General features: G+C 73.2%; 14 protein-coding genes. 10 read left to right on the top strand and 4 right to left on the bottom strand.

Translation table 11 applies throughout. From position 1 onward, the window contains the following. Positions 1-31: 31 nt before the first annotated feature. Complete coding sequence (locus J1792_RS29015) at positions 32-1,828, bottom strand: AMP-dependent synthetase/ligase (protein ID WP_207248545.1); 1,797 nt, start codon at positions 1,826-1,828, stop codon at positions 32-34. Positions 1,829-2,094: 266 nt separating this feature from the next. On the opposite strand from J1792_RS29015, the gene J1792_RS29010 reads away from it, so the two are divergent. From J1792_RS29010 to J1792_RS28985, 6 genes are all read left to right on the top strand, one after another. Further along, positions 2,095-2,856, top strand: a complete 762-nt coding sequence (locus J1792_RS29010) for a metallophosphoesterase family protein (protein WP_179198961.1) — start codon at positions 2,095-2,097, stop codon at positions 2,854-2,856. 69 nt (positions 2,857-2,925) lie between these two features. Next, a complete protein-coding gene (locus J1792_RS29005) occupies positions 2,926-3,375 on the top strand; it encodes an SRPBCC family protein (protein WP_086571620.1) in 450 nt (149 codons plus the stop codon). 119 nt (positions 3,376-3,494) lie between these two features. Continuing rightward, complete coding sequence (locus J1792_RS29000; RefSeq protein WP_086571619.1) at positions 3,495-4,721, top strand: ArsA family ATPase; 1,227 nt, start codon at positions 3,495-3,497, stop codon at positions 4,719-4,721. A gap of 57 nt (positions 4,722-4,778) precedes the next feature. Continuing rightward, positions 4,779-5,234 (top strand): DUF5304 domain-containing protein, encoded by a 456-nt coding sequence (locus J1792_RS28995; protein ID WP_086571617.1) that lies wholly within the window; start codon positions 4,779-4,781, stop codon positions 5,232-5,234. A gap of 89 nt (positions 5,235-5,323) precedes the next feature. Further along, positions 5,324-6,265, top strand: coding sequence for an ROK family glucokinase (locus J1792_RS28990; protein WP_086571615.1), 942 nt, complete (start codon positions 5,324-5,326; stop codon positions 6,263-6,265). 67 nt (positions 6,266-6,332) lie between these two features. Beyond that, a complete protein-coding gene (locus tag J1792_RS28985; RefSeq protein WP_207248544.1) occupies positions 6,333-7,079 on the top strand; it encodes an endonuclease/exonuclease/phosphatase family protein in 747 nt (248 codons plus the stop codon). A 19-nt stretch (positions 7,080-7,098) separates the two neighbouring features. On the opposite strand, the gene J1792_RS28980 is transcribed toward J1792_RS28985, so the two are convergent. Both J1792_RS28980 and J1792_RS28975 read right to left on the bottom strand, forming a co-directional pair. Then, entirely contained in the window at positions 7,099-7,674 is a 576-nt protein-coding gene (locus tag J1792_RS28980) for a hypothetical protein (protein WP_086571612.1), read from the bottom strand. Continuing rightward, positions 7,667-8,440, bottom strand: coding sequence for an alpha/beta hydrolase (locus tag J1792_RS28975; protein WP_086571610.1), 774 nt, complete (start codon positions 8,438-8,440; stop codon positions 7,667-7,669). Before J1792_RS28975 ends, J1792_RS28980 begins: the two co-directional genes overlap by 8 nt. A gap of 139 nt (positions 8,441-8,579) precedes the next feature. On the opposite strand from J1792_RS28975, the gene J1792_RS28970 reads away from it, so the two are divergent. Genes J1792_RS28970 through J1792_RS28955 form a run of 4 tightly spaced genes read left to right on the top strand, consistent with a single transcriptional unit; the run spans position 8,580 to position 12,357 of the window. Then, positions 8,580-9,338, top strand: coding sequence for a lysophospholipid acyltransferase family protein (locus J1792_RS28970; RefSeq protein ID WP_086571608.1), 759 nt, complete (start codon positions 8,580-8,582; stop codon positions 9,336-9,338). Positions 9,339-9,365: 27 nt separating this feature from the next. Beyond that, positions 9,366-10,601 (top strand): MacS family sensor histidine kinase, encoded by a 1,236-nt coding sequence (gene macS / locus J1792_RS28965; RefSeq protein ID WP_242646801.1) that lies wholly within the window; start codon positions 9,366-9,368, stop codon positions 10,599-10,601. Then, the gene (locus tag J1792_RS28960; protein WP_086571604.1) at positions 10,598-11,272 is read left to right on the top strand and encodes a response regulator; all 675 of its coding nucleotides are present in this window, start codon (positions 10,598-10,600) and stop codon (positions 11,270-11,272) included. The genes macS and J1792_RS28960 overlap by 4 nt, the downstream gene beginning before the upstream one ends. A 53-nt stretch (positions 11,273-11,325) precedes the next feature. Continuing rightward, positions 11,326-12,357, top strand: coding sequence for a 6-phosphofructokinase (locus J1792_RS28955; RefSeq protein WP_207248543.1), 1,032 nt, complete (start codon positions 11,326-11,328; stop codon positions 12,355-12,357). Between the two features lie 55 nt (positions 12,358-12,412). Here J1792_RS28955 and J1792_RS28950 read toward each other — a convergent pair whose 3' ends face one another. Further along, positions 12,413-14,329 (bottom strand): anthranilate synthase family protein, encoded by a 1,917-nt coding sequence (locus J1792_RS28950; protein ID WP_207248542.1) that lies wholly within the window; start codon positions 14,327-14,329, stop codon positions 12,413-12,415. Positions 14,330-14,588 lie beyond the last annotated feature (259 nt).

The following is a 14,588-nucleotide window of genomic DNA, read 5'->3' as shown; positions in this document are numbered from 1 at the left end:
CCCCTTACCTTTCTGCGTTCATGAGCCGGCGTCAGCCGCGGTAGATCGCCTCGATCTCGTCCGCGAAGTCCTTCGCGACGACGTTCCGCTTGAGCTTGAGCGACGGCGTCACATGGCCGGAGGCCTCGGTGAACTGAGCCGGCAGGATACGGAACTTGCGCACCGACTCGGCCTTGGAGACCGCGGCGTTGCCGTCGTCCACGGCCTTCTGAACGTCCGCCAGCAGGTCCGGGTCGTCGGCCAGTTCGGCGGCCGTCAGCCCGGCCGGCTTGTCGTGCTCCTCCAGCCAGCGCGGCAGGAAGTCCTCGTCCAGGGTCACCAGCGCGCCCACGAACGGGCGGCCGTCGCCGACCACCATGCACTCGGCGACGAGCGCGTGGGCCCGGATGCGGTCCTCGATCACCGCGGGGGCGACGTTCTTGCCGCCGGCCGTGACGATGATCTCCTTCTTGCGGCCGGTGATGCTGAGGTAGCCCTCCTCGTCGAGGGTGCCCACGTCGCCGGTGTGGAACCAGCCGTCCGACATCGCCTCGGCGGTGGCCGCCTCGTTGTTCCAGTAGCCGGAGAACAGGTGCTCGCCGTGCAGCAGCACCTCGCCGTCGTCGGCGATGCGCACCACCGAGCCCGGCAGCGGCTGGCCCACCGTGCCGATCTTCGGCTTGTCCCAGGGGTTGAAGGCGGTCGCCGCGCAGGACTCGGTGAGCCCGTAGCCCTCGAGGACGGTGAAGCCGATGCCCCGGTAGAAGTGGCCGAGCCGCTCGCCGAGCGGGGCGCCGCCGGAGATCGCGTGGGTGGCCTTGCCGCCCAGCACCGCGCGCAGCTTGCCGTAGACCAGCTTGTCGAAGACCTTGTGCTTGATCTTCAGGCCGAAGGAGGGGCCGGCGGGGGTGTCCAGCGCGCGGCTGTAGGCGATGGCGGTGTCCGCCGCCCGGTCGAAGATCTTGCCCTTGCCGTCGGCCTGCGCCTTGGCGCGGGCGCCGTTGTAGACCTTCTCGAAGACGCGGGGCACGCCCAGGATCAGCGACGGCCGGAAGCTCTGCAGGTCGTCGGTCAGGTTGCGGATGTCGCTGACCATGCCCAGGCGGATCGGCGCCAGCATCGCGGCGACCTCGACGAGGCGGCCGAAGACGTGCGCGGCGGGCAGGAACAGCAGGACGGAGTGCTCGCCGGTGGTGAACAGCGGCTTGAGCCGCTCGACGGCGTTGCCGCACTCCGCGAAGAAGTTGCGGTGGCTCAGCACACAGCCCTTGGGGCGGCCCGTGGTGCCCGAGGTGTAGACGATGGTGGCGGGGGAGTCCGCGGTGGCCAGCGCGCTGCGCTCGTCCACCGACTCGTCGGTCAGCGACTCGCCGGCGGCCCGCAGCCGCTCGACGGCGCCGCGCTCGATCTGCCAGATGTTGGCCAGTTCGGGGAGCCGGTCGCGTACGGACTCCACCGACGCCTCGTGCGCGGGGGTCTCGGTCAGGCAGGCCACGGCGCCGGAGTCGCCGAGGATCCACTGGATCTGCTCCGGCGAGCTGGTCTCGTAGATGGGCACGGTGACGCCGCCCGCGCTCCAGATGGCGAAGTCCATCAGCGCCCACTCGTAGCGGGTGCGCGACAGCAGGCCGATCCGGTCGCCCGGCTTGATGCCGGAGGCCATCAGGCCCTTGGCGACGGCGCGGACCTCCGCCAGGAAGGCGGTCGCGGTGACGTCCTGCCACTGCCCGTCGACCTTGCGCCCTATGACCGCGACATCGGGGTGCAGAGCGGCGTTCCGGCGGATGAGATCCGTCAGGTTTCCGTCGGCCGGGACCTCGTAAAGGGCCGGAAGGCTGAACTCGCGCAAGACTGCTGCTCCTCGTCGGGCGCCGGCGCCGCCGCGTCGTCGAGGGGCGCTGCGTCGGCTGCGGTCCATGATCAGGCAGGGGTGTAGGACTGCCCGGACGTTACCCATCAGTACGGAATTCGAATAGAGGGGTGCGCCCAGATGTTCCATGCGTCACATGCCACGGGCCCGCTCCCGGCACCCTAGCTGCTCGGCACGGTGACCCGGAAGTAACCGCAGGTCGCGGCCCTTCCTGCGGCCCGTGCGCAGCGCCTAGGGTGATCGGTATGCGAGTCCACGTGGTCAGCGACGTACACGGCAACGCCGAGGGTCTGGCGCGGGCGGGAGAAGGCGCCGACGCCCTGGTCTGCCTGGGGGACCTGGTCCTCTTCCTCGACTACGCCGACCACTCGCGCGGCATCTTCCCCGAGCTCTTCGGCGTCGAGGCCGCCGACCGCATCGTCGAGCTGCGCACCGCCCGCCGCTTCGAGGAGGCCCGCGCGCTCTCCCGCACGCTGTGGGACGGCATCGACCGCAAGACCGCCGTCGAGGCCGCGGTCCGCAAGCAGTACGCGGAGCTCTTCGCCGCCTTCCCCACCCCCACCTACGCCACCTACGGCAACGTGGACATCCCGCCTCTGTGGTCCGAGTACGCCCAGCCGGGCACCACCGTCCTCGACGGCGAGCGGGTGGAGATCGGCGGCCTGGTCTTCGGCTTCGTCGGCGGCGGCCTGCGCTCGCCCATGCGCACCCCCTACGAGGTCGACGACGAGAGCTACGCCGCCAAGCTCGCCGCCCTCGGCGAGGTCGACGTGCTGTGCTCGCACATCCCGCCCGACGTGCCCGAGCTCTGCTACGACACCGTCGCCCGCCGCTTCGAACGCGGCAGCTCGGCCCTGCTGGAGACCATCCGCGCGACCCGCCCCAAATACGCGCTCTTCGGTCATGTCCACCAGCCGCTCGCGCGCCGGATGCGCGTCGGCGCGACCGAGTGCGTCAACGTCGGGCACTTCGCCTCGAACGGAACACCCTGGGTGCTGGAGTGGTGACGCGCAGCGCGAGGTAGCCTTCACCGGCAGACAATCGAGGCCGCGCACCGGTACGGAGGAGCCACGCAGATGGCGGAACACACCAGCTCGAGCATCACGATCGAGGCGACGCCGGCCCAGGTGATGGCGGTGATCGCCGACTTCGACCGCTACCCGGAGTGGACGGGGGAGGTCAAGCAGGCCGAGGTGCTCGAGAAGGACGAGCAGGGGCGCGCCGCCAAGGTGCGCCTGGTCCTCGACGCCGGCGCCATCAAGGACGACCACACGCTGAACTACAGCTGGCCCGGCGAGAACGTCGTCGCGTGGTCCCTGCACAAGTCGCAGATGCTGCGCCAGCTCGACGGGTCGTACAGCCTGGCCCCGGTGGCGGGCGGCCAGCACACCGAGGTGACCTACCAGCTCACCGTCGACGTCAAGATCCCGATGCTCGGAATGATCAAGCGCAAGGCCGAGAAGGTCATCATCGACCGTGCCCTGGACGGGCTCAAGAAGCGCGTCGAGAGCGGCCTGGCGTCCTGACCGCCCGCCCGGCGCCCCCGGCGCCGGGCACCCGACCGCCCGGGCCTCGCCCGGGCCCAGCGCACCACCGCAGTCAGCGCACCACAGCAGTTCCTGACACCACTGCCGGAGGCTCCACCTTGCGTACGGTCCTCGTCACCGGTCCCGGCGGCGCGGGCCGCACCACCGTGGCGGCGGCCACGGCGCTGGCCGCCGCCCGCGCCGGGCGCCGCACGCTGCTGCTCACCTGCGACCGCGGCCCCGCGCCCGACGCGGTGCTCGGCACCGCCCTGCCGGCCGAGGGCGGCGACGAGAGGACGCCGTGGGCGCCACCCGTCCAGGCGGCGCCCAGGCTGTGGGCCGCCCGCGTGGGCACCGGCGAGCACTTCCGCGCCCTGGCCGGAGACCTGCAGGAGCGCGGCACCTCGCTCTTCGACCTCCTGGGCGCCGCCCCCCTCGACCCCGAGGAGCTCACCGAGCTCCCCGGCGCCGAACAGCTGGCCGTCCTCGCCGCCCTGCGCGCCGCCCACGCCGACGCCGGCGCCTGGGACCTGCTCGTCGTCGACATGCCGCCCGCGCACGAGACCGTCCGGCTGCTCGCCCTCCCCGAACAGCTCGACCGCTACCTGCGCCGCCTGCTGCCCCCCGAGCGCCAGGCCGCCCGCGCGCTGCGGCCCATGCTCGCCCAGCTGGCCGGGGTGCCGATGCCCACCCAGAAGGTGTACGAGACCGTCGAGCGCTGGCAGCGGGAGCTCGCCGCCGTGCGGCGCGTCATAGAGGCCGACGGCACCACCGTGCGGCTGGTCGCCGAGCCCGGCCCGCTCGGCAACGACGTGCTGCGCACCGCCCGCGCCGGGCTCGCCCTGCAGGGCTGCCGTATCGATTCGCTGGTGGCCAACCGCCTGCTGCCCACCGGCTCCGCCGACCCCTGGCTGGCCGCCCTCGCCGACGAGCAGCGCACCGCCCACCAGGCGCTGTGCGAGGAGTTCCTCGCCGACGGGGTCACCGTGCGCGACCTGCCGCACCTGGGCCGCGCCCCGCGCGGGACGGCCGACCTGGCGGCGCTCGCCGCGGGCGCCGCCCCCACCGAGGCCAGCGGCCCCGGCGGCGACCCCTGGACCGTCGAGGACCGTCTGGCCGACGACGGCATGCTGATCTGGCGCCTCCCGCTGCCCGGCGCGGACCGTGACGGCCTCGGACTGGTCCGCCGGGGCGACGAACTGGTCGTGGGCGTCGGCCCCTTCCGCCGCGTCCTGCCGCTGCCCTCCGCCCTGCGCCGCTGCGGCGTCGCCGGCGCCGGGCTGCGCGACGGGGCGCTGTGCGTCCGCTTCCTGCCCGACCCCGACCTCTGGCCAAGGACTCCCTGAACGCCGCTACCGGGGTCGGGTAACGTCGAAGGAAAATCCAGCCCGCAGGAGTCCGTCATGAGCGAATCCACCGAGCGCCCCGGCCCGGCGCCCGACCCCGACGCGTGGGAGCGGGCCTGCGCCGAGGACCTCGCCGCCGAGAACGCCCGCCGCCGCCAGGCGTCCGGGCAGGGACCCGTACCGGGCAGCGCCGCCGAGGAGCTGCGCAAGCTCGTCGACGCCGTCGCCGAGAAGGTCGCCGCCTTCGAGCTGCCGCCGGCCGCCCAGGTCGCCCAGGGCGCGGTGCAGCAGATCATCTCCCAGGCCAAGGCCGCCGTGGAGCCGGTCATCGAGCGCAACCCCGAGGTCTTCGACCACCTCGCCTCCGCCGGCACCGAACTGCTGGCCGCCTACCGCGCGGCCGTCCACCGCCAGGAGGCGCGCTGGACGCGCGACGAACCGGCGCGCGAGCCGCGCGAGGGGCGCGAGGGCCCTGGGCCGGATGGCGGAAGCGAACGCATCGACCTCGACTGATCTCCCCCATAGCCTGAACGGCATGGGGGCACCCCCATGCTCCGGTACGGTGGGGCGCGGCGGGGTTCGAGCGAAAAGCTGAGGGATACATGGGACTCACCATCGGCGTCGACATCGGCGGCACGAAGATCGCGGCCGGCGTGGTCGACGAAGAGGGCTCGATCCTCGCGACGTGCAAGGTGCCGACACCCGACACCCCGGAGGGTGTCATCGACGCCATCGCGGACGCGGTGCGCACGGTCAGCGAGGGCTTCGAGGTCGAGGCCGTCGGCATCGGCGCCGCCGGGTACGTCGACGACAAGCGGGCCACCGTCCTGTTCGCCCCGAACATCAACTGGCGGCACGAGGCGCTCAAGGACAAGGTCGAGCAGCGCGTCGGCCTCCCCGTCGTCGTCGAGAACGACGCCAACGCCGCCGCCTGGGGCGAGTACCGCTTCGGCGCCGGCAAGGGCCACGACGACGTCATCTGCATCACCCTCGGCACCGGCCTCGGCGGCGGCATCATCATCGGCAACAAGCTGCGCCGCGGCCGCTTCGGCGTGGCCGCCGAGTTCGGCCACATCCGGGTCGTCCCCGACGGCCTGCTGTGCGGCTGCGGCAGCCAGGGCTGCTGGGAGCAGTACGCCTCCGGCCGCGCCCTCGTCCGCTACGCGCGCCAGCGCGCCCAGGCCACCCCGGAGAACGCCGAGATCCTGCTGGGCATGGGCGACGGCACCCCCGAGGGCATCGAGGGCAAGCACATCAGCGACGCCGCCCGCCAGGGCGACCCGGTCGCCATCGACTCCTTCCGCGAGCTCGCCCGCTGGGCCGGCGCGGGCCTGGCCGACCTGGCCTCGCTCTTCGACCCCTCGGCGTTCATCGTCGGCGGCGGCGTCTCGGACGAGGGCGACCTGGTCCTCGACCCCATCCGCAAGTCCTTCCGCCGCTGGCTGGTCGGCGGCCAGTGGCGCCCGCACGCCCAGGTGCTGGCCGCCCAGCTGGGCGGCAAGGCGGGTCTCGTGGGCGCCGCCGACCTGGCCCGCCAGGGCTGACCCGAAAGGGCCGTATTTCCCAGCGATACCCAGCGACACTCCAGCGGAATTCCCCAGCGGAGGGGCGATGCTCGCGGACCTGCCGGAATCCTCGACCGAAGCGGACGCGTCGGTGGTCCGCGTGCTGAGCTACAACATCCGCTCCCTGCGCGACGACGAGGCGGCACTGGCCCGGATCATCCGGGCCTGTGTCCCCGACGTCGTCTGCGTCCAGGAGGCGCCGCGCTTCTTCCGCTGGCGCAAGGCCGCGGCGCGCCTGGCCCACGCCTCGGAGCTGGTGTACGCCACCGGCGGCGGCACCGCCTCGGGGCCGATGATCCTCACCTCGCTGCGCGCGCACGTCGAGCACGCCGAGGACGTCCTGCTGCCCCGCACGCCATGGCTGCACCAACGGGGCCTGGCCACCGCGGTGCTGAGGTTCGGCAGGGCCCGGCTCGGCGTCGTCAGCTGCCACTTGAGCATCGACGCCGACGAGCGTCACGACCAGGGGAAGCTGTTGCTGGACCGGCTGGCGGCGCTGGACGTGCCGCACGCCGTCGTCGCCGGAGACCTCAACGACCGGCCCGACGGCCGTACGTTCGGCCTGCTGGCCGGGCATCTGCAGGACGGCTGGGCCGTCCGGCCGTGGGGGCGCGAGCACACCACGCGCCTGGGCGACCCGCTTCAGCGCATCGACGCCGTCTTCGCCACGAAGGGCGTCGAGGTGCTCGGCTGCGGGGTGCCGATGGGCCTGCCCGGCGTCACGGAAGCGGATCTGCGGGCGGCCACGGACCATCTGCCGGTGCTGGCGGCGCTGCGGGTGCCGGCGGCCTGACGGGCGCACCGGCCCGGGTTCACACGACGGCGCCGCGCCCCGGGTCGTCGTCGCCCTCGTCGTCGCCGTCCTTCATCCGCAGGACCAGCGTGGCGAAGCCCCCCAGGAAGCCCCCCACGCCCAGCGTGGTGAGCCACCACGTCAGCTCCTGCCGCAGCAGCACCATGACGAACAGCAGCAGCGGGCCGCCGAGCACCGCGATCCACGCGAAGCGGGACGTCACATCGCCGGTCGGCAGCGGCGGCGGCTCCGGGGGCACGAAGTGGCCCTCGTCCGGCTCCTCGCGAGCGTCGTCGGCGTCGCCCGACGCCGGATCCGGAGTGCTCGAGTCGCGGGGGCCGACGCCCGGCGCGTAGACGATGAAGCTCCCGGGCCTGCCGGGGGCGGCCGGCTTCTTCGCCCCGGGGGTCTTCGGCGCCGCCGGCGTCCCGCCCTCGGGGCCGTCCTCGACGTCGCCCGTGGCCGGCCAGCGCCCCTTGTCCGGGTCCGGCTGCTCGCCGTAGGCCGCGACCAGCTCCGCCCACGCCCGGTCCTCGTCCAGCGGGTCGCGGCTGTCGTCGCGGTCGCGGTCGCGGTCCGCGTCGTGCTCAGCCACGGGTGGCCGCCCCACGCGCGCCCACGGAGAGGCGCTCGATGAAGGCATGCGTCTGCTCGAAGATCGCCGGGGCGTCGTGGTCCAGGGTGGCCACGTGGTAGCTGTTCTCCAGCAGCCGCTCGGTGACGTCACGGGAGGAGACGCGGGCCAGGATCCGCGCCGAGTCGACCGGGGGCACGACGTGGTCCTCGGGGCTGTGCATCAGCAGCAGCGGCTGGGTGACCTGCGGCAGCTCGGCGTCCAGCCGCCGCAGCCCGCGCCGGAAGGAGTGCGCGGCGTGCAGCGGCACGCGGTCGTAGCCGACCTCGACGCCGCCCGGCCTGGCGATGTCGCTGGCGATGCCCTTGGTCGTGGGGACCAGGTGGCGCACCACCGGCAGGGCCTTGGCGGCCAGGCCGTGCACCTTGTTGGCGGGGTTGACCAGCACGAGGCCGGACACGGCGGCGCCGTGCCGGGCGGCCAGCCGCAGGGCCAGTGCCCCGCCCATCGACAGCCCGCACAGGAAGACCTGCGAGCACGTCTCCCGCAGCCGCCACAGCTCGCGGTCGACCTCCGCGTACCAGTCCTGCCAGCCCGTGATCGCCATGTCCTGCCAGCGGGTGCCGTGACCGGGAAGGAGCGGCAGGGAGACCGTGAATCCCCGCTCCGCGAGATAATCGGCCCAGGGCCTTACGGACTGCGGGGAACCGGTGAAGCCGTGACACACAAGGACGCCGACCTCTCCGCCCTCATGGCGGAACGGCTCGGCACCGGACAGGAGCGGCACCGGGATCTCCGATCGATGGAACGAGACAACGGGACAAGGAAGGCTCTGGGCCTCAGCCTACGCGGAGCGCCGCACGGCGGGTAGGCAGGTTAAGGTCTCCTCGTCACTCACAGGAGGTTCTCGGTTGTTCTACGGCGCTATGAAGCTGTCCATCGGAGGGTCGCTGAAGCTTGCCTTCCGCCCGTGGGTGGAGGGCTTGGAGAACGTACCGGCCGAGGGGCCCGCCATCCTGGCGAGCAACCACCTGTCCTTCTCGGATTCCTTCTTCCTGCCCGCGGTGCTCGATCGCAAGATCACGTTCATCGCCAAGCAGGAGTACTTCACCTCTCCCGGGGTCAAGGGAAAGCTGACGGCGGCCTTCTTCAAGGGCGTCGGCCAGCTGCCCGTCGACCGCTCGGGCGCCCGGGGCGCCGGCGAGGCCGCCATCAAGAGCGGCATCGAGGTGCTGGAGCGCGGTGAGCTCTTCGGCATCTACCCCGAGGGCACCCGGTCCCCCGACGGCCGTCTCTACCGCGGCAAGCCCGGCGGGCTCGCCCGGGTGGCGCTGGCCACCGGCGCACCGGTGATCCCCGTGGCGATGATCGACACGGAGAAGGTGCAGCCCCCGGGCAAGGTGCTGCCGAAGATGATCCGGCCCGGCATCCGGATCGGGAAGCCGCTGGACTTCAGCCGCTACCACGGCATGGACGGCGACCGCTTCATCCTCCGCTCGGTGACCGACGAGGTCATGTACGAGATCATGAAGCTCTCCGGCCAGGAGTACGTCGACATCTACGCCACCGCCGCCAAGCGGCAGATCGCGGACGAGGCGAAGCGGCAGGCCGAGGAGGAGAAGGCGGCGAAAGCAGCCGGACTCGACACGGCGGGAAAGAAGGCGGAGCACAAGCCCGAGGCGTAAGGTCGCCCGGCCGGGGGGAGTCGGTTCATGACACAGCGCACCGGGCGGCGCCCGCGTCCCGTACGGATGTCGGTGGAGCTGCCGCTGTGGCGCGCCCTGACCGGCTACCGCCTCCTGACGCTCGGCTACGCCCTCACGCTCTTCTTCCTCAACTACCGGGAGTACGCACATCCGGCCGGCGCGGCGCTCTACATGGGCGTACTCACCCTGTGGACGCTGCTGACCTGGAACCGCGTCACCTCGGCCGAGCGCTGCACGAAGTCGTTCCTGATCGCCGATCTGAGCATCGCGATCGCCGGAATCCTTCTCACCGCCGTCCTCGACACCGGCGAGCGCATCGCCGCAGGCTCGGCCACCCTCCCGTCCATCTGGGCGGGCGGCGCCGTCCTGGGCATGGCCATCAAGGGCGGCTGGCGCTGGGCGGCGGTCGGCTCCACGATCGTGGCCGTCGCCAACCTGGCCGAGCGCGGCGCCGCCGCCCGCGACACGGTCCACAACGTGGTCCTGGTGTGGGTCTCCAGCATCGCCGTCGGCTACATCGTCGAGGTCGCCCGCGCCAGTGAGCGCACGCTCGCCCGCGCCCTGCAGATCGAGGCGGCGACCCGCGAGCGGGAGCGGCTGGCCCGCGACATCCACGACAGCGTCCTGCAGGTGCTGGCCATGGTCCAGCGCCGCGGCGCCGCCCTCGGCGGCGAGGCCGCCGAGCTGGGCAGGATGGCCGGCGAGCAGGAGATCGCGCTGCGCACGCTGGTCGCCGGCGGCCTCGTGCCGCCGCAGCGGTCCGCCGAGCAGCTCGCCGAGGACGCCGAGCTGGTGGGCGCCGTGCGCACCGCCCCGGCCCCGCCGGCCGGCCCCTGCGACGTCCGCGCCCTGCTCGCCCCGCACGCCGGGGCGACCGTCACCCTCTCCGCGCCCGGCACCGCCGTCCTGCTGGAGGCGGCCGCGGCGGCGGAGCTGGCGGCCGCCGTCAGCGCCGCCCTGGACAACGTCGCCAAGCACGCGGGCCAGGACGCCCAGGCCTGGATCCTGCTCGAGGACGAACCAGGCGAGGTGATCGTCACCGTCCGCGACGACGGCCCCGGCATCCCCGAGGGACGGCTGGCCGACGCGGAGCGGGAGGGCCGCATGGGCGTCGCCCTGTCCATCCGCGGCCGGCTGCGCGACCTGGGCGGCACGGCCGAGCTGGTCTCGGTGCCGGGACAGGGCACCGAGGTCGAACTGAGGGTTCCGAAAGACCGACGGGGGAGCGAGGACACACGATGAGCACGGAGACAGCGCAGGTCAGGGTGATGGTGGTCGACGACCACCCGATGTGGCGCGACGCGGTCGCCCGCGACCTGGCGGCCGCCGGATACGACGTGGTGGCCACCGCCGGCGACGGCCCGCAGGCCGTCCGCCGCGCCCGGGCCGTCACCCCCGACGTGCTGGTGCTGGACCTCAACCTGCCCGGCCTGCCGGGCGCCGCCGTCTGCAAGGAACTGGTCGCCGAGCGCCCCGCCCTGCGCGTCCTGGTGCTCTCCGCCAGCGGCGAGCACGCGGACGTCCTGGAGGCGGTCAAGTCCGGCGCGACCGGCTACCTGCTCAAGTCCGCCAGCACCGAGGAACTGCTGGACGCCGTGCGCCGCACCGCCGTCGGCGACCCCGTCTTCACCCCCGGCCTGGCCGGGCTCGTCCTCGGCGAGTACCGCCGGCTCGCCGCCGACCCGGCCCCCGCCGCCCCCGACGAGCCCAAGGCGCCGCGGCTCACCGACCGCGAGACCGAGGTGCTCCGCCTCGTGGCCAAGGGACTGTCCTACAAGCAGATCGCGGAACGGCTGGTTATTTCCCACCGCACGGTGCAGAACCATGTGCAGAACACCTTGGGCAAGCTCCAGCTGCACAACCGCGTGGAGCTCGTCCGCTACGCGATAGAGCGAGGCCTCGACGACGCCTGACCGCCCCTTCCGCGGCCGGGCGTGCGTACCGGCGCGAAAGAAGGGTGTCTGTCATGCGGATCGGAGTGCTCACCGGCGGCGGCGACTGCCCCGGGCTCAACGCGGTCATCCGTGCGGTCGTCCGCAAGGGCGTCCAGGACCACGGTCACGACTTCATCGGCTTCAAGGACGGCTGGCGCGGGCCCCTCACGGGCGCCGTCGCCGAACTCGGCATCCCCGCGGTGCGCGGCATCCTGCCACGCGGCGGCACCGTCCTCGGCTCCTCACGGACCAATCCGTTCAAGGAACCGGACGGCGTCCGCCGGATCAAGGAGAGCCTCGCCAAGCACGAGGTGGACGCCCTGATCGCCATCGGCGGCGAGGACACCCTGGGCGTCGCCTGCCGGCTCCACGACGAGTACGGCATCCGCTGCGTCGGCGTGCCCAAGACCATCGACAACGACCTGTCCGCCACCGACTACACCTTCGGCTTCGACACCGCCGTCAACATCGCCACCGAGGCCATCGACCGCCTGCACACCACGGCCGAGTCCCATATGCGCGTCCTCGTGGTCGAGGTCATGGGCCGGCACGCCGGCTGGATCGCCCTGCACTCCGGCCTCGCCGGCGGCGCCAACGTCATCCTCATCCCCGAGCGGCGCTTCGACGTCGACGAGGTCTGCGGCTGGGTCACCTCGCGCTTCGGCGCCAGCTACGCCCCGATCGTGGTGGTGGCCGAGGGCGCGATGCCGGTGGACGGCGACCTGGTGCTCAAGAACGCCACCCGGCAGGACTCCTTCGGACACGTCCGGCTGTCGGGCGTGGGGGAGTGGCTGGCGGAGGAGATCGAACGACGCACGGGCAAGGAGGCCCGTACGACCGTGCTGGGCCATGTGCAGCGCGGCGGGACGCCGAGCGCGTTCGACCGGTGGCTGGCGACCCGGTTCGGGCTGCACGCCCTGGCCGCCGTGGACGGCGGCCACTTCGGGACGATGGTCGCGCTGCGGGGTACGGACATCGTCCGTGTCCCGCTGGCCGAGGCCACCGCCCGTCTGAAGACGGTGCCGGCCGCGCTGTACGAGGAGGCGAAGGTCTTCTTCGGCTGACCGCACCCGCCCGCCCGGAACGTCATGACGGCGTTCCGGGCGACGGGCGGGCGGGTCAGACGAGGACGGCGGCCAGCAGCTCCGCCACGATCGCCGCCCCGTTCAGCGTCAGCACCGACTCCGGGTGGAACTGGACGCCGCCGAACGTGCCCCCGCGCACCGCGTGGACGTCTCCGGTCGTCGCGTCGCGGCTCACCTTGATGCCGTGCATCGCCAGCTCCTCGGCCACGGCCACGTCGCAGCGCGCCGTGAAGGTGTTGTAGAAGCCCACCGTCTCCTCGCGCCCGAAGAAGTCGATCCGCTCCTGCGCCCCCTGGAAGGGCACGTGCTTGCGCACGATCTCCAGTCCCAGCTCCGCCGCGATCAGCTCGTGCCCGAGGCAGACGCCCAGCAGGCCGTGGTGGTGTGCCCGCAGCAGTCCGGCCGTCAGCTCGCGCAGCATCCGCATCTTGGGGTCGGCCGTGTCCGAGGGGTTGCCGGGGCCGGGGCCCAGCACCACCGGGCCCTCGTGGCGCAGCGCGGCCTCGGACAGGCCCGGCTCGTCGTAGCGGCGCACGGTCACTGTCAGCCCCGAGGTGCGCAGCAGATGGGCGAGCATCGCCGTGAAGGTGTCCTCGCCGTCGACGATCAGCGCGTGGCCGGTCAGCGCGGCGGTGGGCGCGCCGGTGCGCATCCGCAGCCAGAACGGGGCCAGATCCGCCCGGCGGGCGTCCAGCGCGGCCCGTACCCGGACGTCGTCGCCCAGCCGTACGGCCGGGGCGGCCGCCGGGCGTACGGCGGCCGGCCGGACGCCGAGGGCGGCCAGGACGCCCGCCGCCTTGGCGTGGGTCTCGGCGACCTCGCCGTGCGGGTCGGAGTGGCGCACGAGCGTGGCGCCGACGGACACCCGCAGCCGGCCGTCGCGGTCGATGTCGGCGGTGCGGATGAGGATGGGGGAGTCCAGGGTCTGCGCGCCGCCGGCGTCGCGGCCGATGAGGGCGAGGGCGCCGGCGTAGTAGCCGCGGCCGTGGGGTTCGTGGCGCTGGATGACCCGGCAGGCGTTCTGGACGGGCGAGCCGGTGACGGTGGCCGCGAACATGGTCTCCTTCAGCACCTCGCGCACGTCCAGCGAGGAGCGTCCCCGCAGCTCGTACTCGGTGTGCGCGAGGTGGGCCATCTCGCGCAGCCGGGGGCCGACGACCACGCCGCCCATGTCGCCGACGGTGCACATCATCTTCAGCTCCTCGTCCACGACCATGGACAGCTCCTCGACCTCCTTGCGGTCGTGGAGGAAGCCGAGCAGGTCCTCGGCGGTGGGGCCGCCGGCCGGGTAGCGGTAGGTGCCGCTGATGGGGTTCATCACGACCGTGCCGCCGGCCATCCGGACGTGCACCTCGGGGCTGGCGCCCACCAGGGTGCGGTCGCCGGTGTGCACCACGTACGTCCAGTAGGCGCCGCGCTCGCCGGCGAGCAGGCGGCGGAAGAGGGCGAGGGCGTCGGCGGCGGCGAAGCCGGGGATCTCGCCCTCGAAGGTGCGGCGGATGACGAAGTTGGCGCCTTCGCCGGTGCCGATCTCGTCCTCGATGACGCGCTCGACGATGCGCGCGTACTCCTCGTCGCCGACGTCGAACGCGCCGCCCTCGACCCGAACGTCGTGCGTGGGCAGGGCGTCGAGGGCCTCGGCGAGCGGCAGCTCGTGGGTCTCCTCGGGGCGCAGGACGAGCAGCGGGGTGCCGTCGTCGCGCACGTCGAAGCCGCGCTCGCGGATCTGGCGGAAGGGGACGAGGGCCAGCGCGTCGTGGGTGGGGCCGCCGTGCGCCGCGGGCCCGGTGGGCAGCGGGATGTCACCGAGCCGGCCGGCCTCGGCGACGGGGCCGAGCAGCAGCTCGACCGTGTCGCCGGGCAGGCCGGGGGTGCGGCGGTGCAGCAGGGCGAAGGGCGGGTGGCCGGGGGCGGTCAGCCGGGCGAGGAGGGCGGCGGCGCCGGTGGTCATACGAGGTGTTCCTTCCGGGGAGGAGGAACGGCCCCGGGCCGGCGTCCGGGAGAACGCCGAAGGCCGCCCCTCGGGGCGGCCTTCGCGGATCGTTCGGGAGTACGCGCGATCAGTGGGCCGCCGAAGGAGCGGGCCACCACCAGTTCTGCTTCTGGTTCGCGAGCACGTACATGCGGCGCACCTTACCCGACGACCCGGGCGCGCGTCCCGCGGCTTCCCGGAGCGTCGTCCGGGTATTTGTCTCGGCATTTGTCCAGGA

This window comes from Streptomyces triculaminicus (genome assembly GCF_017349075.1).
GTDB lineage: Bacteria > Actinomycetota > Actinomycetes > Streptomycetales > Streptomycetaceae > Streptomyces > Streptomyces triculaminicus.
Note: the sequence above shows the minus strand (reverse complement) of the source record. Positions and strands in the feature narration are given on the sequence as shown.

Bases quoted from the DNA above. Each gene is read 5' to 3' on its own strand.
- J1792_RS29010 (WP_179198961.1), top strand. From the start codon at position 2,095: ATGCGAGTCCACGTGGTCAGCGACGTACACGGCAACGCCGAGGGTCTG.
- J1792_RS29005 (WP_086571620.1), top strand. From the start codon at position 2,926: ATGGCGGAACACACCAGCTCGAGCATCACGATCGAGGCGACGCCGGCC.
- J1792_RS28995 (WP_086571617.1), top strand. From the start codon at position 4,779: ATGAGCGAATCCACCGAGCGCCCCGGCCCGGCGCCCGACCCCGACGCG.
- J1792_RS28990 (WP_086571615.1), top strand. From the start codon at position 5,324: ATGGGACTCACCATCGGCGTCGACATCGGCGGCACGAAGATCGCGGCC.
- J1792_RS28985 (WP_207248544.1), top strand. From the start codon at position 6,333: ATGCTCGCGGACCTGCCGGAATCCTCGACCGAAGCGGACGCGTCGGTG.
- J1792_RS28970 (WP_086571608.1), top strand. From the start codon at position 8,580: ATGAAGCTGTCCATCGGAGGGTCGCTGAAGCTTGCCTTCCGCCCGTGG.
- macS (WP_242646801.1), top strand. From the start codon at position 9,366: ATGACACAGCGCACCGGGCGGCGCCCGCGTCCCGTACGGATGTCGGTG.
- J1792_RS28960 (WP_086571604.1), top strand. From the start codon at position 10,598: ATGAGCACGGAGACAGCGCAGGTCAGGGTGATGGTGGTCGACGACCAC.
- J1792_RS28955 (WP_207248543.1), top strand. From the start codon at position 11,326: ATGCGGATCGGAGTGCTCACCGGCGGCGGCGACTGCCCCGGGCTCAAC.
- J1792_RS28950 (WP_207248542.1), bottom strand. From the start codon at position 14,329: ATGACCACCGGCGCCGCCGCCCTCCTCGCCCGGCTGACCGCCCCCGGC.